Here is a 19,700-nt window from a genome sequence, read left to right on the forward strand (position 1 = left end):
CAGGAGAGGCGGAACCTGAGCCCGCGCCCGCCGCGGCAGCGACTCACGCGCGAGCGACCCGCGCTGCGGTCGTGGGCGTCCGCCCTAGTACTCGCATGGAAGAAGCCAGCCATTGACGGACCTGGCGTGAGGCCGCTAAGATTCGTTCAACTGCCTCTGGGGGACGGCCACCGCTCACCGATAGACACGAACGACAAGACCGAGAGCGGCGAGGGGTTTTCATGGAGAACCACACGTGCTCGCGAGAAGCAGCTCAAAGCTCGGCCAGGCCCGAGCTGCTGCGGGTGGACCGGGTCAGCCGGGCGTTCGTCACACCGGCGGAGACCGTCCACGCGGTGCGCGAGGTCTCGTTCGCCGCGCGGGCTGGCGAGTTCGTCTGTATCTTCGGCCCCAGCGGATCGGGCAAAACCACCCTGCTCAACCTGATCGCCGGGCTGGACGTGCCCGATAGCGGCACGATCCACGTGGCCGGTGTCGACGTCGGCGCGCTGGACGAGGCCGGGCGGGCACGGCTGCGGCTGGAGACGGTGGGCGTGGTCTTCCAGGACCACCAGCTCATTGAGGAGTTCACCGCCTGGGAGAACGTGGCGCTGCCGCTGGAGGTGCGCGGGGTGCCGCTCGAGCAGGCCCGAGCGGCCGCGCTGGCCGAGCTGGAGCGGGTCGGGCTCGGGGGCCTAACAGACCGCCTGCCCAGCCAGCTCTCAGGCGGGCAGCGCCAGCGGGTCGGCATCGCCCGGGCGCTCGCCGGGCAGCGCCGGGTGCTGCTGGCCGACGAGCCCACCGGCTCGCTCGACTCGGCCAACTCGCGGGCGCTGTTCGCGCTCGTCCGCGCGCTCTGCGAACAGGGCACGCTGGCGGTGGTCTGCTCGCACGATCCCCTGTGCCAGGAGTACGCCGATACCGTCTACGAGATGGTCGATGGGCGCCTGAGCCGGCGCGAGGTGGTGAGGGTCTGAGCGAATGCCCAGCAGGCGACCGCTCCAGCGCCGATCCGGACGCGGGCGAGGTGGAGTGCCCCGGAGCTCCCGCCCGTCCGGGATCCGCCTGCGCCCCTCGCTCGCTCTCTCCCTCCGGCTCGGGCACCGGTTCATGCGCAACCGGTCGCTGGCGGCTTCCTCCTGGCTCCTGGCGGCGATCGCTGCGACGGTGGTCGCCGCTTATATCCTGATGAGCGCCTACACCCTCACGGGCGAGCAGGTGGTCGAGCGCGACCTGGGGCGCTTCGAATTTACCGCCAATCTGAGCCGGGTAACGTCGCTCGCGCCTCAGGATGCCGGGCTGGTGCGCACGATCGAGGCGGCGGCGCTGGCCGGGGGTGCCTCCGAGGCGATGGTGCTTCTGATCTCTGTAGACGACATCCGACCGGCTCAGGCGAATCCGCCACGCACCTGGTACTTCGAGACCGACTGGTCACGTGCTCCATTCCCCGGCCGCTATGTGCTGCTCGCCGGCCGCTGGCCCGAGCGCCCGGGTGAAGTCACCGTCGCGCGAACCAGACGGGGAGCGCTGGCCTCCCCCGGCGACATCTTGCCCGTGCTGGCCGGCCACGAGCAGTTCCAGGTCGTCGGGCTCGTCGACGACCGCTACGGCGACTACCACGAGATCCTGGCGGCGCCGGGCACGTTCGGGACGATCGGCGAGGCAGCCCTGCAGGCCTTCCCGCGCGTCAGCGCCGTTCCGGTGCTCTACTGGGAGGGGGGTGAGCGCCAGCGGGTGATCGACTCGGTGAGCGCGGAGCTCGCCCAGGAGCTGGAGCTGCCGGCAGGCGAGGTGGCCCACACCCTGGCGGAGGTGACCCAGGACCGCGCGCAGGTGCGAAGCGCCGCGCCGCGGTCCTGGGTCGAGCGGCTGCCGGGGAGCTACACGGTGCCGTCGCTGCTGCTGCCTGCCCTCGCCTCGCTGGCGGTCTTTGCCCTGGGCCAGCGACGACTGCGGCGTAGCGGCCGGCTTCTGGTGGCCTTAGGGCTGTCGCCGGCCCGCGCCGCGCTCGCGCTCGGCGTGGCGGTGAGCGGCTGGATACTGGTCGCGCTCGTGGCTGGGCTGGCCCTGGGCGTGGGGATCGGGCTTGCCGGCAGGCTCGTCATCGAGGAGTTCGAGCTGCGGGCACAGGAGCTCTCGCCGTTCCCGAGCCTGATCGACCCAGTCGCCCGGCTGGCGGTGGGGGCGGTCGCCGCCTGTGTGGCCGGCACCGCGCTGTCCTGGCTGGCACTGGGCGAGCAGCCCCCGATCCAGGACCCGGCAGCCTATCAGGGGCAGCCTGAGACGTCGCGGCGTCGTCGCCACCTCGCGAACGTGCGTCACGGCCTGGCAGTGCTCGTCGCCTGCGTTTCGATCGTGCTGGTCTCCCGGCTGGACAGGGTCGAGGAGGCGATGGTGCTTGCCGGGACGGTAGCCGCCACCGTGCTGCTCCTAGTACCGGAGGCGCTGGAGTGGGCGTTGCCCCTGTTCCCACGTCAAGATCCGCGCCTCCGGCTCGCTCGACGGAACCTCGAACACGAGCGCGCTCGCGGCGCCGTCACCGTCACCGTGCTGGCCGCGGTGCTCGGCCTCTCCCTGGGCTACCTCGGCTTGATCGAGACCCTGATCGCGACCAACGAGCAGCAGCGCATCCCACCGGTCGCACCCGGCCAGCTTCTGGTGAGTGGAGGGCCATCGGCAGGGATACCGGCAGTGGTGCGCGACCGGCTGGGCGGGTACGACCCGCCGGTGCACCTGCGCTATCTCGGGGAGCAGGGTATCCTCGTCATGATGCGGCATGACCTAGGGATCATTCTGGTGCTGGACACGGTGGACGACGTGGGCCGCCTGCTCGGCCGCTCGTTGACGGCTGAGGAAGCGGCGCTGCTGGCCGGGGGCGGCATGCTCGCCTGGGACGGCGAGGAGAGCGGCGAGCGCACGCTGGTCTACGACGAGCGGGAGGTACGGCTCCGGGCACTCGCCGTTCGCATCTATCCTGGATGGAGACACAGCCATAATGGGGTGATGCTGGCCGCCACCGCGGAGCGGCTCGGGCTGCCGGTCAGCGATGGGGGCCTGCTCTTCACCGGGATCCCGAACACCGAAGCCCAGGCGGCGCGACAGGCGGTGCTGGACGCCGGCCTGGACCCCTCTCAGGTCCGGATCTACGAGCGTCGTGAGCTCATCGTGCCGCAGGCGCTCTTCGCTGGAGCCGCCGGCCTGATGCTGGTCGTGCTGCTGGGTAGCATCGCGCTCTCGCGCGCCCAGGTGGCAACCATGCGGCGGTACCTGGGCAGCCTGATCGCGGTCGGGCTCTCGCCGGGCTGGGCGCGGCAGGTGGTGATGGCCCAGAACGCCTTCCTCCTCGCGGTGAGCACGATCCTGGCGCTGGTGATGGCGATCCCAACGGTCGTCATCACGGCCTGGCGGATGCCTGACTTCGTGCTCAGCCTCCCCTGGCCGGCGATAGGGATGGCCATCGCAGCCTGCTACCTCGCCGTGCTGCTCGCCACGGTGCTGGCCTGCAGGGAGCTTCGTGCTTCCGATCGCAGCGCACTCTGAGGAGCACCGCTGGTTCGCGCACCGGTCACTCCGAGATCCGCCGCTCGATGGCGTATCATCTTCCCGGTCCCGCCGCGAGGGCACGAGGGGGAGAGGGATGCCCGAGGGGGCTGCGGCCGAGCGGGTGGAGATTCGACGAGCCGAGCCGGGCGAGGCGGAGGCGCTGACGGCGCTCTCGTTGCGCTCGAAGGCCTCCTGGGGCTACGACGAGGCCTTCATGGCCGCCGCAGCCGCCGAGCTGGCACTATCGCCCGAGCAGCTCGCGCGCTACCCGGCCTACGTGCTGGAGGCGGAGGGCCGGGTGGCCGGCTTCTACCTGCTGGAGCCGGTGAACGAGCGCGAGGTGGAGCTGAGCGCGCTGTTCGTGGAGCCGGACGCGATCGGCCGGGGCTACGGCCGCCGCCTGATGCAGCACGCTATCACCACCGCCAAGCGCCTGGGCTACCGCGCGATGCTGATCCACAGCGATCCCAATGCCGAGCCGTTCTACCGGGCGATGGGCGCCGAGCCGATCGGCACGGTGCCCTCGGGCAGCATCCCCGGGCGGACACTGCCGCTGTTACGGGTCGACCTGGAGCACGCCTGACCGAGCCGGTGACGGCGCCTGCAAATCATCGAGCTGCCCGGAACACAGGCAGCGACGGCGGTTGGTCTGGCGCGTACCGGGGGCGCGAGGGACAAGCCGGGTCTCGGCGGTGCGGTGGGGTCTTGACGATGGTGCAGGGCGCGCATAGTGTAAGCGCATCGAGTCGAGTAGGAGGGAAAGCGAGGAGTGATGGCGATGCGCGAAACGCTGTTGTTCCTGCTGATCGGTGCAGTCGCAGGAGTGCTTGCCTACATCGTGATGTTCCGTAGCGTTCCGCGCCAGCGGTGGGGAATCATCGGGGCAGTGGCCGTCGGCATACTGGGCGGAGTGGTCGGTGGTTGGTTGATGGAGTGGCTCGGCCTGGAAGCAGTGAATTGGATCGGCTCTCTGACGGTCGCTCTGGTCGGCGCGCTCGCGCTCCTGTGGCTGATCCTGCGTGTCCTTCCCAAGCAGCCTGCCTGATAGCGCGATCGACGGCTCGAGTGGTGCGTGGGCAGCGGATCCGCATACTCCAACACCTGTTCGGCGAGGTCGCCGGTTGAGTCGATCATCAGTACCGGTGCAGCCGGGCCGAAGCTCGCAGTGGCTGATCCGACTGCAACGCACGCGCGAAACGCAGAGGACGCTCCGCGTTCTGGTCGTGCCGTGTCACTCTAGGGGCTGGCGGCCGCGGTAGCCGGCATCCAGCTCGTGCCAGTACTCGACCGTCGGCTCGTCCACCTTCCAGCAGAGGTAGACCTCGCGGCCGTCGCGCAGGCTGGGGAAGTCGACCAGGCCCAGGTCCAGATCCTTGACCTCGACGCCCAGCTCGTTGATCACCCGGAGCTTCTGGCGAAGCGCCCGCACGAGCTCCGCCAGCCGGCGCTCGTGGTGCAGGGCCTCGACGGCATGGCCGTTCTGCTGCACGAGCGGCGTCAGGCGTTGCAGCGCCAGCGCCTCCCGGTCGATCTGCTGCTTCTCGGCCTGCATCGCGGTCAAGAGGCCGCGCAACCGGGGAACGAGCGCCCGCGCCTCCTCGACCGTAAAGTACCTGGCGAAGCGCCTGCTCATCCCGGGTCTCCGGTCGCGACGAAGCCGGTTCGCTCTTGCACTCGACCGGCCGTCTGGCCACACTCTACGTCCAGTCTAGCATGCCTTCGCGCCGCGCTCGCCCAGGCACGGCGAGCGCGGCGCAAGGACCGACATGAGAGGGCTAGGGTGAGCGATCCGGCAGCGACGCAGGCGACCGATACCCGGCCACCGGCCACCACGGAGCTGGCCGGGCATCTCCTGCTCACCTTCACCGCCGTGATGTGGGGCGCCTCGTTCGTCGGCACCAAGCTGATCGTCGACGCGATGCCACCGCTGACGCTGGGGTTCCTGCGCGCTGTGCTCGCCACAGCACTGCTCGTCGGCTGCGTCCGGCTCGCCCGGCAGCGGCTGTCTCTTCCTTGGGACGAGTGGCGCTGGCTCGGCCTGCTCGGAGCGCTCGGCGTCGGCTACTTCTACATCGGGCTCAACCTGGCGCTCAACTGGACGACCGCCACGACCGCCTCGCTGCTGTCGTTGCCGTACCCGGTGATGACCGCGGTCGGGGCCCGCCTCTTCCTGAAAGAGACGATCGGCCCGCGGCGCGCGGCCGGCATCGCCGTCGCGCTGGCCGGCGCGGCGTGGCTCACCCTGGCAACGACCCAGGGCAGCCTGGGCGGCGCCTGGATCGGCAATCTCTTGGCCTTCTCGACCACGATCGCCTGGACGGCCTACACGCTGATCGGCCGCGAGGTGTTACACCGCTGGCCGCCGCTCGTCGCCACCACCCACGTGGTGCTCGCCGGCACGGTGACCCTGCTGCCGCTGGCCCTGGCCGAACTGGCGACCGGGCGGGTGCCGCGATTCACCGTCGAGTCGGTGGCTGTGACGGCCTTCCTGGGGCTGGTCTGCACCGGCGTGGCGTACCTCACCTGGAACCGGGGACTGGCGCTCGTGGGAGCGACCCGGGCTAGCGTGTATCTCTACGTGCAGCCCCTGGCCGTGATCCTGCTGGCTATCCCGATCCTGGGCGAGCGCCTGACGCTCCCGATCGTCGCTGGCGGCCTGGTCGTGATCCTAGGCACCTGGCTGGTGATGCGACCCGAACGCGCGCGGCCGTCGCCCGACGAACCTCACTCGTCATACCCTGCGCCGCCGCGTCAACCAGGATGAACCAGGTGTGGGCGTGGACGAGCATACCCCCTACATGGAGACAGGGGGGCTGGGCGCATCGATCGTACCTGGCCGGCACCAGCGGTTCCGGCGATCCGGTACACTGGGTTGACTAGCAGGACGGTGGGTCGTGGCCACCGGGGCGATCGACTGGTGATGCGACCTGGACACGGATGATACCGGCACGGCGAAGGCAGGAGGCACGACCGCTCGGCAGCCGGGGGCGAAGCACAGTGAGAGTACAGGGGCGGGGATGAAGACAGCGCTGATCACCGGCATCACCGGGCAGGACGGCTCCTACCTCGCGGAGTTCCTACTCGAGCAGGGCTACCGCGTAGTAGGGATGCAGCGGCGGAGCAGTACGGAGACCGTCGGGCGCATCGCGCACCTGCTGGACAGGATCGAGCTGGTGCAGGGTGACCTGCTCGACCAGCTCTCGCTGATCGAGATCGTCAAGCAGTACCAGCCGGACGAGGTCTACAACCTGGCCGCCCAGTCTTTCGTGCCCACCTCCTGGCAGCAACCGGTGTTGACCGGCGAGTTCACGGCCCTGGGCGTTACCCGGATGCTGGAGGCGATCCGGCTCGTCAAGCCGGACGCCAAGTTCTACCAGGCCAGCTCGTCGGAGATGTTCGGCAAGGTGCGCGAGGTGCCGCAGCGCGAGACGACGCCGTTCTACCCGCGCTCGCCGTACGGCGTCAGCAAGGTCTACGGCCACTGGATCACGGTCAACTACCGGGAGAGCTACGATCTCTTCGCCGTCTCCGGCATCCTGTTCAACCACGAATCGGAGCGACGCGGGCTGGAGTTCGTCACCCGCAAAGTGACGCACGGGGTAGCCAAGATCAAGCTGGGGTTGGCCCGGGAGCTGCGGCTGGGTAACCTCGACGCCCAGCGCGACTGGGGCTATGCCCCCGACTACGTGCGCGCCATGTGGCTGATGCTCCAGCAAGACCAGCCAGACGACTTCGTGATCGCCACCGGGCGCACCCACTCGGTGCGGCGGCTCTGCGAGATCGCCTTCGGCTGCGTCGGGCTCGACTGGCGCGACTACGTGGTCGTCGATCCGCTGCTGATCCGGCCCGCCGAGGTCGACCTGCTCGTCGGTGACGCGAGCAAGGCGCGCGCGGTGCTCGGCTGGGAGCCGACGGTCAGCTTCGAGGAGATGATCGAGCGGATGGTCGATGCCGACTTGCGCTTCCTCCGGGGCGACGGCGCGCCCCCGGGGATGGTCGGGAGCCCACCGTGCGCTTCCGACCGACCGGCAGCCAGCTAGCTCGCGCCGCGGACACCGGCCTCGTCAGAACGGCAGGTCGACCCTGCCCGAAACCGCTGGCCCGGCAGACCAGCGACGGGACTCCCACAGCTCGTCCGAGAAGCCGTCGAGGAGTGGCGACGTGCCAGCGGCCGGGCAGACAACCACGAGCGAACGCGTGGCCCGGCTCATCGCGACGTACGGTACCCGGCGCCAGGCCTCGACGCTCTCTCGAACCTCTTCAGCCGGGACCTGGCTCCAGCTTACCGGGGGCGGCTCCCAGTCCGGCAGCAGTACGACGACCAGGTCGAACTCCAGCCCTTTCGCGTTGTGCCAGGTCAGGACTTTCACCGAGTTCGCGCTCGTCACGGCGCGGCCATGCGTGACCAGCTCGTTCGATTCGCCGTGCAGGTGCAAGACCGAGGACACGTCGGCCGCGAACTCGTTCGTCGGGGCCAGCACCGCGCAGCGGCTGGCGGGAACCCGAAGCGACTCGCGCTGCTCTCGGAGCGCCTCGATGAGCGGGAACGACCAGGCCGGTACCGTGGTCATCTGGTCGTGCGGGAGCGGGATCCGGGCACCCCACTCCTCGACGAGGATGCGCAGCGGCCCGGCCTTGCCAGCCCGCTTGCGATGGGCCTCCACCAGGTCGCCGTCGGCCTCGCTGCCCGGAACGTAGGCCAGGTAGGCCCTGGCTGCTTGGACGATCTCCGGCGGGCAGCGGTGGCCGGTCGTGAGTCGGAGACGGACGACGTCGCCGAGTTCCTGCTCGACCAGCTTCCAGCGGAATGTCCGCTGGTAGAGCGACTGGCCACTGTCCCCGACGAGCACCAGGAAGCGCCGGTCGCGGCACAGCGCCGCTAGCAGCCGCAGCCCGACGAGGTCGAAGTCCTGCACCTCGTCCGCGATGACGGCGTCGTAGCGCTCCACTGCCGGGTCGGCGACGACGAGGTCGAGCGCGTGCAGGCGCCGCTGGCTAGAGAGGAGCACGTCCTCCTGGAGGAGCAAGTCGCTCAGGTGTTCGTAGACTCGCCAGATGGCCCGGCGCTGGGTCTCGTTGAGCGGCAGGCGCCGGCCGGTGCGGTCGGCAGCCAGGTACTCGTCGAGGGAGCGCAGGCCGCGCCCGACGATGACCTCCTCGATCTCGTCGATCAGGTACAGGTCGGTCGGCCCTCGCAGGCTCTGGGCGAGCCGCTGGTCTTCTCGAGGGTCGGGACTCAACAGGCGCGTGAAGGCCTCATGACGTGCCCGGCGGATGAGCTGGCGCAGTGTCCCTTGCTCGATGAATCCTGGCTGGCCTGCCCCCCAGAGCCGCTGCACTTCTTGATCGAGCGTCACGACGGAGACCGAGAGCCAGTCGCGAGTCTCCAGTAGCTCGCGCAGGATCCGGTGCGCCGTAGACGCGAGCGTCCGCGTATAGGTGACGTACAGGAGGCGAGGCTCGCGCACGCCGTCGGCCCGCAGCCGCTCGAGCAGCACGCCGGCCGCGTACAAAGCGACGACGGTCTTCCCGGTTCCGGGCCCGCCGGTCACGATGAATGGCCCGGACTGGCTCCGGATCTGCTCGAGCACCTGGAGTTGCTGCGGGTCGAGATCGAGCCGGAGCCGCCCTCGCCCGGCGATCAGCCCCTCGAGCGTCTCGCCCTCGCCGACGACGTAGGTCGACTCGTCGAGCAGCGGGTCGAGCGGCTGACCACAGACCGCATCCAGCAGGCGCTGCGCTTGTCGTTCAGGGATCGTACCCAACACCCTGAGAAACCCATCTTCCGTCGCGCACTCCAGCAGGGCCGGCCAGTGTACGCTCTCGATCCGCAGCCGTTGCAGCAGTTCCGGGCTGATGGGACGCGCCAGCGGTCGAGACTCGGTGGATGCGTGCTCGCTCACGCCGTCAGCCGTGCCCTCGGTCGAGGTCGCAGGCGCGTTCGTCTGCTCCGCCCCGTCTCCGGTGGTGAGCCGGGTGGCCAACTCCTCGCTGTCCGGATCTTCGAGTACGACGATGTAGTCGGCGCTCTCGGGAAGCTGCTCTTGCCGATAGGCGTCCTTGCGGTGCTCGACCGCGAGGAGATCCACGCCGCAGTCCCGGATGCGATAGAAGACTCGGTACTTGTTGACCTTGAGCCGGTACACGTCGGGGTAACGCTCGAGTCGCTGCTTGTGCGACCCATCTGAATGCGGGTTCTCCTGGAGCTCGCGTGTCCTGCGCTCGATCTGCTGCTGCGTCGTGGCGGGCAACGAGAGCACCTGGCGGAGAAACGTGTGCGTAAAGCGTAACTGGTAGCGTTCGCACATCGCCGACCTCCCCAGACCGAGCGGAAAGCGGTTCCTCTGCCGGGGTTCAGTTCGATAACCGGTGAGCTCAGTCTCGGGGCGAGCCTACTGGCCTGTCAAGATGTACGGACGCTCAGAACCTCGCCTCTTTACCTGTACCAACAGACCGGAGTTATGCGGACGCTGCGGCCATGCCAGAGCAGGTGCGGACCCGCTGCGACGAGAAGGCATCTCCGGGCCCGTAGACGATCTTCTATTCGCTCCCTCCTGTCTTCCGGGACGCGCGTAGCCAGCGAGCGACCGATACGGTACAGTGTCCCGTCGGTGGAGGGCGTATGCGGGGCGCAGGCGAGCGCACGAGACGTGCCGGGAATGACACACGCCTCAGGGTCGCTTCGACCGCGGTGAGCGATCAGCCGCTGGCACACGCGGCCGCGAGGACGAGACCACAGGCTGGATCGAGCGCCGTCCCCCGCCTGATGGCGCTGCTCGCGCTGCTCCTCGCAGTGGGGTTTGTCTCCTTGCTCATCGGTCGGTACCCGATCAGCCCCTCGGTCGTGCTGGGCATCCTGGCCTCGGCACTTCTCCCAACGACGCCGGCCACGCCCGACACGATGACGACAGTCGTGCTGGACGTCCGAGTCCCGCGCGTGGCCGCGGGGGCGATCGTCGGCGGGGCACTGGCCGTGTCAGGCGCGGCCTACCAGAGCCTCTTCAAGAACCCGCTCGCCTCGCCTGGCCTGCTCGGCGTCACCTCAGGCGCCGGGTTCGGCGCGGCCTTGGCCTTGCTCCTCGGCTTGCCCTGGGTCGCCGTGCAGACGTCTGCCTTTACCTTCGGCCTGCTCGCAGTCGCCGTTGCCTATGTCATCGCGCGCTCGCTAGGCAACGGGTCACTGGTGGTCTTGATCCTGGCCGGAGTGGTGATCTCCGCCTTCTTTCAGGCCCTGATCTCGATCACGCAGTATCTCGCGGATCCCCTGACGACCTTGCCGGCCATTACCTTCTGGCTCATGGGTGGGCTCGGGAAGGCCACCACGCGCGATCTGCTGGTACTGGTGCCGGTCTCGCTCGGTCTCCTCGTCCTCCTTGCGCTCCGCTGGCGGATCAACGTCCTGTCGCTCGGCGACGAGGAGGCGACAGCGCTGGGAATCGACCTCGTCCGCACCCGGCTGGTCGTCGTCCTCTGCGCGACGCTGATGACCGCGGCCGCGGTGAGCCTCAGCGGCATCATCGGCTGGGTCGGGCTGGTGGTACCCCACCTGGCGCGTGCCGTCGTCGGGCCGAACGCTCCGGCACTCCTCCCAGCCTCCTTCCTGCTGGGCGGCTCCTTCCTGATCGCCATCGACACCATCGCCCGCAGCGCGACGAGCGCCGAGATCCCGCTGGGTATCCTCACCGCACTGGTCGGGGCACCGTTCTTCATCGCCCTGCTCGCGCGGGCGCGCCAGGGGTGGGTATGACTCTTGCTGTCCAGACGCTCGAGTTCGACTATCCGCAGCGCGGCCGGGTACTGAACGGCGTCTCTCTCCGGGTTGGCCCCGGGGAGACCGTCGCGATCCTCGGCCCGAACGGATCAGGCAAGACCACGTTGCTCCGCTGCCTGCTGGGCATCCATCGGTCGTACCGGGGGACGATCTCTCTGGATGGGAAAGACCTGCGCGCCCTGCCGCGCGCGGAGGTGGCCCGACGCATCGCTTACGTCCCGCAAACGACCACCCTCGTCTTCCCGTTCACCGTCTTCGACGTGGTCTTGATGGGACGCACGCCGCACCTGAAACCGCTCGGCACGCCGACCCGGCGCGATCACGAGCTGGCCTGGCATGCCCTGGAGCGCGTCGGTATCGCGCACCTCGCCGGGCGCGCGCTCAACGAGGTGAGCGGTGGCGAGCGGCAGCTTGCGCTCATCGCCCGCGCCCTGGCCCAACAGTCGCCATACCTACTGCTCGACGAGCCGACGGCAAATCTCGATTTCGGCAACCAGGCACGGGTGCTCGAGATCGTCGCGGGCCTTGCCCGCGACGGCTACGGCGTGGTGATCACCACACACGTCCCCGACCATGCCTTCCTTGCCTGCACGCACGTGGCCCTGCTCAAGGATGGGCAGATCCAGGCGTTCGGGTCGCCAGAGGACGTGCTCACCAGCGCGCGCCTCAGTGCGCTCTACTCCTTGCCGGTTCAGGTAGCTACCGTCACGCTCGACGCCAGCGCGGAGCGCGCGGCGAAGGTCTGCATTCCCCTGTTAGGACGAGAGGAGTTGCCGTGGTCTTCCAGGCGAGAGCCTTCCGGTACCGGCGAGCGCTGATCGGTCTGGCCATCGTCACTCTCCTAGCGACGGCGGGTTGCCTGTCGCAGACGACGAGCGGCACGCCGCCAGCGCCAGCTCCAGAAGCCGGGGCAACGGGTACCGCGGCGCAGACGCGGGTGGTGACCGACTTCGCTGGCCGGCAGGTCACGGTGCCGGCCAGGATCGAGCGCGTGGTGACCATCGGCTCGCTGCCGGTCGTCAACAGCTTCGTCTTTGCCATGGGACACGGTGACAAGATCGTCACCGGCCTGCTCCCGCGCTACGACCGCGAGCGGTACGAGTACCACTTCGTCTTCGGCCCCCGGATCGCTGAGTCGCCGATCATGGAGGGCCCGGACTACACGCCCAATATCGAAGAGATCTTGCGTGCCGACCCGGACGTCATCCTCACCATGCAGCAGGTGGTGATCCCGCCACTCGAGGAGCGCGGGTTGCCGGTCATCTTTCTCGCCTGGCGAGAGCCGGAGGATATCCGGCAGGTGATCCGGCTGCTCGGCGAGGTGTTCGGGGAAACCGAGCGGGCGGAGGCATACGTCGCCTACTTCGACGAGACCGTCGAGCGGGTGAGCCAGCGGGTCGCGGATATCCCGTTAGAGGAACGCGTCACGGTGCTCTACCTCGACCCCCAGACGATGGCGAACACGCACCTGATTACCGAGTGGTGGATCGAGGCCGCCGGCGGAGTCAGCGTCACCAAGGCGATCCACGTCGGCGAGAGCGTCTCGGTCACGCTCGAGCAGGTGCTCGCCTGGGATCCGGACGTGATCGTCGTTCGGACGAAGGAGGATGCCGAGGCGCTGCGCAGCGACCCGCGGTTCGCCTCGCTCCAGGCCGTGCAGTCCGGCCGCATCCACGTGACGCCGACCGGCGCGCACCTCTGGGCACACCGCACGAGCGAGCAGCCGTTGACCGTGCTCTGGGCCGCGAAGACCTTCTATCCGGATCGTTTCGCCGATCTCGACCTCGCTGAGGAGGCGCGCCGCTTCTACGCCCAGTTCTACGGCGTGGAGCTGACCGACGAGCAGATCGCCGAGATCCTGGCCAGCGGGATGTAGGAGCGAGCGGCGGCACACACACATGCGCCGCCGCTCGTCAGGCATCCTACCCTGCACGCGGGCACGTTCGGCCTAGGCCGGTGGCATGTCGAGATAGATCGTCTTGATCTGAGTAAAGAACTCCATGGCCGCGCGGCCCTGCTCGCGGGAGTAGGAGCTGGAGCCTTTCATCCCGCCGAAGGGCACGTGCGGCTCAGCGCCGGCCGTCTCCGAGTTCACGTGGACAACGCCGGCCTCGATCGATCGGATGAAGTCGAACGCCTTGCGGATGTCCCGGGTCACGAGCGAGGCACTCAGCCCGTAGCCCACCCCGTTGGCGATCTCGATCGCTTCCTCCAGCGAGCGCGCCCGGATCACTCCGACCACCGGGCCGAAGATCTCCTCCTGCGCGATCCGCATCCCCGGCTCCACTTCGGCGAAGACGGTCGGGGCCACGTAGTAGCCGTAGGCGTACTCGCCACCTGAAAGCGGCTCGCCGCCGGTCAACAGCCTCGCGCCTTCCTGCTTGCCGATCTCGATGTACTGCAACACCCCCTGCCGCCGCTCCTCCGACACCAGCGGCCCCATGTACGTGCTCGGGTCGATCCCCGGCCCCACCTTGAGCGAGCGGGCCCGCTCGACCAGCTTCTCGGTGAACTCGCGCAGCACCGGCTCGACGACGATCGCGCGGGAAGTGGCCGTGCACTTCTGCCCGGTGGAGCGGAAGGCGCCCGAGGTTGCCAGCTCCACGGCTAGGTTCAGGTCAGCATCCTCGGCGACGATCAGCGGGTTCTTGCCACCCAGCTCGAGCTGTACCTTGGCTCCGCGCTCGCTGGCGATCTGGTAGAGATGCCGGCCGACCGCGTTCGAGCCAGTGAAGGTGATGGCGTTCACCTTCGGGTGGCGGGCGATCGCCTCGCCGACGACTGAGCCGGGGCCGTGCACCAGGTTCAGCACGCCGGGTGGCAGCCCGGCCTCGATGAAGACCTCCGTGATCAGGTGAGCCGTCAGCGGCGTCAGCTCGGCCGGCTTGAAGACGGCGGTGTTGCCGTAGGCCAGGCACGGCGCCAGCTTCCAGAGCGGGATCGCCACCGGGAAGTTCCAGGGGGTGATCACGCCGACCACGCCGAGCGGCACCCGCTCGGCCCAGAGAAACGTCTCCGGATTGGTCGCTGAGTAGACCTCACCGAAGGGGCGCAGCGGCTCACCGGCGAAGAAGCGGAGGATTTGGACGCCGCGCAGCACCTCGCCCACCCCTTCGCCGATGGTCTTGCCCTCCTCACGGGTCAGGGCCTCGCCTACCTCCTGGGCCCGCGCCTCCAGGATGTTGGCCGCCTTGTGCAGGATCGCCGCGCGCTGGGGGCCTGAGGTGCGCCGCCAGGTCTTGAACGCCTCGGCCGCCGCCTGCACCGCCCGGTCGACGTCGGACTCCGATGAGCGCGGGAAGAGGCCCAGAATCTCGCGCGTATCGGCCGGGTTCTCGTCCGGCCGGGCCTCGCCACCGGACGGCTCCACCCACTCGCCGCCGATGTAGTTCCGGAAGCGCCGCTCAGTCCCGATCACCGCCATGCCGAACCTCCCTCTCCACCTGCACCGGCGGGCCCACAGGCCACGCGTCCCCGCCGCTCTCCACACCTGCCCGCGGCTGCACCCCCTGCTCCACCGGCCGCTGCGCCGAGCGCGCGTCGGGCACTATGGTCGCTTCTTGCCGCCACTCCACTGGGGCTCTAGTCACCAGCGGCAGCCCGACCGCGGTGGCGATACTAGCAGCGACTGGATCGGGAGTGACGACCTGGAGCTGGACGTCATGCTCGCTGGCGATCTGCTGCACGGCCTGGATCCGCGGGAGATCATCCCAGGTCAGCGCCCCCGGCTCGATCAGCAAGACGATGTCACGCCGCGACGGGTCGGCGAGCCGCCCGGCGAGATTGTCCAGCGCATCCCGTCCCCGGAGCAAGATGACCTCGCGCGGCCGCGGGTGGCGTAGCTCCTCGACGACTGACATGAGCACGATCTTCAAGGCGGCCAGGATCGGCACCGCCAGCAAGAGCCCTAGGATGCCAGCAATGCTGGCGCCGGCCAGCACGCCGAAGATCACGACGACCGGGTGCAGGCGCACGAAATGGCCGACGAGCTGGGGAATAACGAAGTGATCTTCCAGCATCCGTAGCGTGAAGTAGACCAGCGCCACCACCAGCGCGAGCTGCAGCGGCGACCAGCCGAAGGGCGCCGACCCCTGAGCCAGCGCCACGATGACCGCGATCGTCCCTGCCGTCCACGGCCCGATGAACGGGATCAGTTCCAGCAAGCCGGTAGCGATCCCAAGCGCCAGCGCGTACTTCACTTGCAGCACGGTGAGCGCAACATAGGTCGCGCTGGCCATGATCAGGAAGAGAATGAACTGCGCTCGCACGTAGGCACCGAAGGTCAGGTTCACCTGGCTCAGGATCCGGCCGATCGCTCGCTGGTAGCGCCTCGGTGCCAGGGATCGGATGCGAGCGACCAGCGAGCCGCCCTGCAGCAGGAAGTAGAAGCTGGCGACCAGGAACACGAACGTCTTGATCAGCACCTCTACGGTGGTCAGGAGCAGCGGTACCGCCTCGCGGCTGAACCGCTCGGCGAGCGCCTGGGCCGCCACATCGAGCCGCTTCAGCAGGGCCTCGGTATCGACCACGATGTCCCCGATCCGGATCTGGGGGCGCTGCTGGAGCTGCTGCTCGGCCGATTCGATCACTGCCGGGAGCAGATTGACCAGCGCCTGCACCTGGTCGATCAACGCCGGGATGACGAGAAACCCGACGATGACCAGAAAGCCGATCAGAAAGACGTAGAGAACAGCAATGACCAGAGCCCGGGGCAGGCCCGTCCGCCGCTCCAGCCAGCCGACCACCGGATGGAGCACGTACGCGAAGATCGCCGCCACCACGAAGGGGGAGAGAATGTGGCTGATGTGGATCAGGATGTAACCCAAGAGAAGCAGGCCGAGCGCGCTCAGGATCAGGAGCTCGCGCGACTGGCGGATACGATCGAGCGGGTGCATAGACAACGCACTTCTCCCGGCGCGTGACTGCTGGGGCGATTCTACCATGCACCAGTCTCGAACACCCGTTTCGACTCCGCTTGACACCGGCGAACAGGTGTTCTATGATGTGTACGTACAGATGTTCGGCACACCTGTTCGAGGAGGCTCCCGGATGACACGCGCGCTCGCTGCGACGATGGTGACCTGGGGAATTGTCAACGCGGTGACGGCGCTCCTGGCGCTCGGGTTCGAGCTCAGCCCTTTGGCGGCGATGGGCCGCGCGCTGCCGCTGGCCCTCGTGAGCGGCCTCGCCGCGGGCCTGGTCTGCTTCACCGAGCAGCGAGCCTGCGATTGAGGAGATCTGGACCGGGGCGAGCGCTGGATCCAGGACACGTCGCGCTACCTAGCCGCGCCGAACGCCGCCTAGCGGGCGCGGGATCGGCGCCAACCGGTCGCCAGGCGGTAGAGCCCCGGCGCCCCACGGGTCTGTGGCAGCAGCCCGCTAGCCAGCACGGAGGCGAGCGCGATCAGGAGCGCCACCAGGAAGACGAACTCGAATCCGAACCGGTCGACCAGGCTCCCGCCGATCAACGGGATGAACGAGACTAGGCCGAGCATCGTGTTGATCAGACCCACGAATGCCGGCCGCGCGTCTGGCCCGGCCAGTTCCAGCGCATAGGTCAGATTGGCGAGCGTTTGCCCGCTCAACGCGATGCCATAGGCGACGAACACCAGGCTGTACGCGTAGTGGATCGACGAATCACCGCCAGGGATCCGGGCGGCCAGCATGTCCCAGCTCAAGAGCGGCGGTAGCGCCAGAGCGAGGAGCGGCATCAAGAGGCGAATGAGCGCCGCCGACTGCAACGCAACCCGGTTACCCCAGCGGTCAGCGAGGCGACCCCAGAAGAGGTTAGAAGCAAAGCGAGCAATCGCCATCGCCGAGAGGTAGAGGCCAGCGATAGCTGGTGGGGCACCGAGCACTTCCTGGGCATAGACCACGAAGAACGGGTCGGCGATGGTACCCAGCGCGAGGAGCATGCGGTAGACCAGGAACCGCTGGAGCGGAGGCTGGCCGAGCAGCTCAGGCACCTGCTGGATCCAGAAGAGAATCGGCGGGCGTCGCACAGGGCGGCGGAGCGGGAGCTCGGACATCTGCGCCGTGGTATACGCGGCCAGGCTGAGGACTGCGAACGAGCCGAAGAAGAGCGCGCCGAACGTGGAGCCCAGCGGTGCGGCCGAGTCGGTCAGCGCGCGGTTGATCAGGAAGCCGGCCAGGAAGGCGAGCACCCCTCCCCAGAAGTTGCGCTGGCTGAAGAAGAGGCCGCGCCGGTCACCCGGAATGACTCTCGCGCTCAGCTCGACCAGGGGCACGAAGGCGAAGCCCGCGGCCAGGTTGTAGCAGGCGTAGGCCAGGACGAAGACCGTCAGCAGGAGCGCAGGGTTGCCCTCGCCGATCACTGCGGTTGCGGCCCCCAGCACGCCCACAGCCGCAGCGCGAACGATACTGGCCCAGACCGCCCAGGGAAGCTGGCGTCGCCGCCCCTGAACCAGCGCCGCCGCCAGGAACTGTGGTAGGAACCAGAGCCCCACGCTGAGCGCCGGCACCAGGCCGATAAGCAGGTTCGAGGTGGTGAGCTGGCTGACAAAAACAACCAATACCAGTGTGGGATGAATGAACGTATCGCCCAGGAGGAGCAGCGCCCCATTCGCCACGCCGAAGGTGAAGTTATGCCGGTAACGGAAGCGCTCGCGCCGCGTGCGCCGCGCTTGCAGTTCCATCGATGCCGTCCTCGATCGAGACAGGAACGATCGCCCGCTACCCCCCGATCGTACACGATCAACCGCGGCAGGCAACGAGGTGGCGGGCTGAGGACCAACGAGACAGAGGGAGACCTTTTGGATACTTCCGCTCTCAGACAGAGAGGGTCAGGCGGATCACAAGCTGAGCAGACTTGACACTTTCCGTCAAGTGCTGCTAGTATCTCGGCACAATTCGTGCCCCGGCGCAGCGGCCGCTGCCCGGGGCGTGGCCAGCGGGACGGCGCCCCGTTGGCATCGGTGATTGTAGGGTAGCCGGATCACCGCCTGCCAGTGGCTGTGCGCTCGCTGGCGGGCGGTGTTTTGCGCGAGAAGGGGGTAGCCAGCGCGATGGCCGAGACGCAGCTCTACCGGATCCGCCACCTAGGGCGGGTTCCGAGTCGCTGGGCGGACGTGGTGGTCGCCGAGTCGTCCGGCGCTGGAGGCATGCGCGAGTCGATCCTAGCCCTAGAGCCCGAAGAGGCGGTGGCGTTGTGCCGGGAAGGCTGGGTGTTGGCCATTGCGACCGTGCGCCCCGGCGTCTACCCGATCCTGACCGGTGCCGAGTTGCTGGTAAGCAGCAGCGGAACCTGGCGGGTGGTGGTCGGGAGCGAATCCGGGTTGGCAGCCGAGGTTCGACTCTGGCGCGCTATGCTGCTCGGCCACGGCGAACAAGAAGTGCTAGCCAAAGTCCTTCTCGAAGGCGCTCAGACCCGCTGGGAACTGTGGCAAGGGGAGACGCTGCTCGCCGAGAGCCAGCTCCGGCCGGTAGAGCCCGAACGCTGCTGGCGAGAGGTGCTCGCCCTAGCGCGGGCCGTGCTCGCCCCCGATATAGACGAGCCCTCTATCCTCGACGAGCTCTCCTGAACGCGACCTTCCGCCTGGCAGGCGGATCGACTCGAACCGGCGAACGACCGGCTCCGAGCAGGACGCGAAGCGAGCGTTCACGGCTGCAGGCGCTCGATCAACCAGGAGCCATCTGGCTGGCGAGTGTACCGGAAGCGGTCGTGCAGACGGTTGCGACGCCCCTGCCAGAACTCGTACTGTTCCGGCACGACGCGGTAGCCGCCCCAGAAGGGGGGCCTCGGCACGTGGCCCTCCGGGAACTGGGTCGCCAGCTCCGCGTGGCGGGCCTCCAACTCGTTGCGGCAGGCGACCGGCTCGCTCTGCCGCGAAGCCCAGGCGCTGAGCTGCGAGCCGTACGGACGCGAGCGGAAGTACGCGTCCGACTCCTCACTGGAGACCTTCAGCACGCGACCGCTGATGCGCACCTGCCGCTCCAGGGGGTCCCAGTAGAACAGCAGCGCAGCCCTCGGATTGGCGGCGAGCTCTCGCCCCTTCTGGCTCTCGTAGTTGGTGTAGAAGACGAAGCCCCGCTCGTCGAAGCCGCGGAGCAGGACCATGCGAACCGATGGCGTGCCGTCGGGAGCAGCCGTGGCGACGGCCATAGCGTTGGCATAGCGGATGTCCGCCTCCTCGGCCTCGGCGAGCCAGCGCGCGAATTGCCGCAGGGGATCGGGGTCGAGATCGTGCCGCCGCAGCGGCCTGTCCGTGCTCGCCTGCCGCACTGGAACCTGGGTCATCCGCCTATCCCCCTCTCTCTTAGCCCGCGCCGGCTGATCTCCCAACCCGGCCAGCCGCTAAGCATAGCGCGGCTGCTTGCGCGTGGCGGGCCAGTCGGTCCGGCGCGGGCGCGGGTTGGCCCTGGCCTCGGGAGCATGCATACTGCGCGC

At 68.6% G+C, this 19,700-nt stretch carries 17 protein-coding genes; 11 read left to right on the top strand and 6 right to left on the bottom strand.

Translation table 11 applies throughout. The features are described 5' to 3' along the window. Positions 1–221: 221 nt before the first annotated feature. From NET02_RS10995 to NET02_RS11010, 4 genes are all read left to right on the top strand, one after another. Entirely contained in the window at positions 222–956 is a 735-nt protein-coding gene (locus NET02_RS10995) for an ABC transporter ATP-binding protein (protein WP_284057463.1), read from the top strand. A gap of 55 nt (positions 957–1,011) precedes the next feature. After that, positions 1,012–3,519 (top strand): ABC transporter permease family protein, encoded by a 2,508-nt coding sequence (locus NET02_RS11000; RefSeq protein WP_284057464.1) that lies wholly within the window; start codon positions 1,012–1,014, stop codon positions 3,517–3,519. Positions 3,520–3,616: 97 nt separating this feature from the next. Continuing rightward, complete coding sequence (locus tag NET02_RS11005) at positions 3,617–4,105, top strand: GNAT family N-acetyltransferase (RefSeq protein ID WP_284057465.1); 489 nt, start codon at positions 3,617–3,619, stop codon at positions 4,103–4,105. A gap of 195 nt (positions 4,106–4,300) precedes the next feature. Next, complete coding sequence (locus NET02_RS11010) at positions 4,301–4,567, top strand: GlsB/YeaQ/YmgE family stress response membrane protein (RefSeq protein ID WP_284057466.1); 267 nt, start codon at positions 4,301–4,303, stop codon at positions 4,565–4,567. Between the two features lie 186 nt (positions 4,568–4,753). Here NET02_RS11010 and NET02_RS11015 read toward each other — a convergent pair whose 3' ends face one another. Beyond that, positions 4,754–5,155, bottom strand: a complete 402-nt coding sequence (locus tag NET02_RS11015) for a DUF2203 domain-containing protein (RefSeq protein WP_284057467.1) — start codon at positions 5,153–5,155, stop codon at positions 4,754–4,756. A 147-nt stretch (positions 5,156–5,302) separates the two neighbouring features. Between NET02_RS11015 and NET02_RS11020 the strand changes: the two genes are divergently transcribed. Next, complete coding sequence (locus NET02_RS11020) at positions 5,303–6,286, top strand: DMT family transporter (protein WP_284057468.1); 984 nt, start codon at positions 5,303–5,305, stop codon at positions 6,284–6,286. Positions 6,287–6,539: 253 nt separating this feature from the next. Continuing rightward, positions 6,540–7,562 (top strand): GDP-mannose 4,6-dehydratase, encoded by a 1,023-nt coding sequence (gene gmd / locus NET02_RS11025; protein ID WP_284057469.1) that lies wholly within the window; start codon positions 6,540–6,542, stop codon positions 7,560–7,562. A gap of 24 nt (positions 7,563–7,586) precedes the next feature. Here the strand turns inward: gmd and NET02_RS11030 are convergent, their stop codons facing one another. Further along, positions 7,587–9,830, bottom strand: a complete 2,244-nt coding sequence (locus NET02_RS11030; protein ID WP_284057470.1) for a UvrD-helicase domain-containing protein — start codon at positions 9,828–9,830, stop codon at positions 7,587–7,589. Positions 9,831–10,213: 383 nt separating this feature from the next. On the opposite strand from NET02_RS11030, the gene NET02_RS11035 reads away from it, so the two are divergent. The 3 genes from NET02_RS11035 to NET02_RS11045 are packed head-to-tail and all read left to right on the top strand — an operon-like array spanning position 10,214 to position 13,169. Further along, a complete protein-coding gene (locus NET02_RS11035) occupies positions 10,214–11,269 on the top strand; it encodes a FecCD family ABC transporter permease (RefSeq protein ID WP_284057471.1) in 1,056 nt (351 codons plus the stop codon). Further along, a complete protein-coding gene (locus tag NET02_RS11040; RefSeq protein ID WP_284057472.1) occupies positions 11,266–12,111 on the top strand; it encodes an ABC transporter ATP-binding protein in 846 nt (281 codons plus the stop codon). Before NET02_RS11035 ends, NET02_RS11040 begins: the two co-directional genes overlap by 4 nt. Continuing rightward, positions 12,069–13,169 carry an ABC transporter substrate-binding protein gene (locus NET02_RS11045; protein WP_284057473.1) on the top strand — a complete coding sequence of 367 codons (1,101 nt, stop codon included), beginning with the start codon at positions 12,069–12,071 and terminating at the stop codon, positions 13,167–13,169. Before NET02_RS11040 ends, NET02_RS11045 begins: the two co-directional genes overlap by 43 nt. 72 nt (positions 13,170–13,241) lie before the next feature. On the opposite strand, the gene NET02_RS11050 is transcribed toward NET02_RS11045, so the two are convergent. Together NET02_RS11050 and NET02_RS11055 are read right to left on the bottom strand one after the other, a co-directional pair. Continuing rightward, entirely contained in the window at positions 13,242–14,717 is a 1,476-nt protein-coding gene (locus NET02_RS11050; protein WP_284057474.1) for an aldehyde dehydrogenase family protein, read from the bottom strand. Then, entirely contained in the window at positions 14,698–16,188 is a 1,491-nt protein-coding gene (locus tag NET02_RS11055) for an AI-2E family transporter (RefSeq protein ID WP_284057514.1), read from the bottom strand. The genes NET02_RS11050 and NET02_RS11055 overlap by 20 nt, the downstream gene beginning before the upstream one ends. A gap of 154 nt (positions 16,189–16,342) precedes the next feature. On the opposite strand from NET02_RS11055, the gene NET02_RS11060 reads away from it, so the two are divergent. Next, a complete protein-coding gene (locus tag NET02_RS11060) occupies positions 16,343–16,525 on the top strand; it encodes a hypothetical protein (RefSeq protein ID WP_284057475.1) in 183 nt (60 codons plus the stop codon). A gap of 68 nt (positions 16,526–16,593) precedes the next feature. Here NET02_RS11060 and NET02_RS11065 read toward each other — a convergent pair whose 3' ends face one another. After that, entirely contained in the window at positions 16,594–17,949 is a 1,356-nt protein-coding gene (locus NET02_RS11065) for an MFS transporter (protein WP_284057476.1), read from the bottom strand. A gap of 369 nt (positions 17,950–18,318) precedes the next feature. On the opposite strand from NET02_RS11065, the gene NET02_RS11070 reads away from it, so the two are divergent. Beyond that, entirely contained in the window at positions 18,319–18,834 is a 516-nt protein-coding gene (locus NET02_RS11070; protein ID WP_284057477.1) for a hypothetical protein, read from the top strand. 77 nt (positions 18,835–18,911) lie between these two features. Here NET02_RS11070 and pdxH read toward each other — a convergent pair whose 3' ends face one another. After that, positions 18,912–19,550 (bottom strand): pyridoxamine 5'-phosphate oxidase, encoded by a 639-nt coding sequence (gene pdxH / locus NET02_RS11075; protein WP_284057478.1) that lies wholly within the window; start codon positions 19,548–19,550, stop codon positions 18,912–18,914. Positions 19,551–19,700 lie beyond the last annotated feature (150 nt).

The organism is Thermalbibacter longus (assembly GCF_023806485.1).
Classification (GTDB): Bacteria; Chloroflexota; Chloroflexia; order Thermomicrobiales; family Thermomicrobiaceae; genus Thermalbibacter; species Thermalbibacter longus.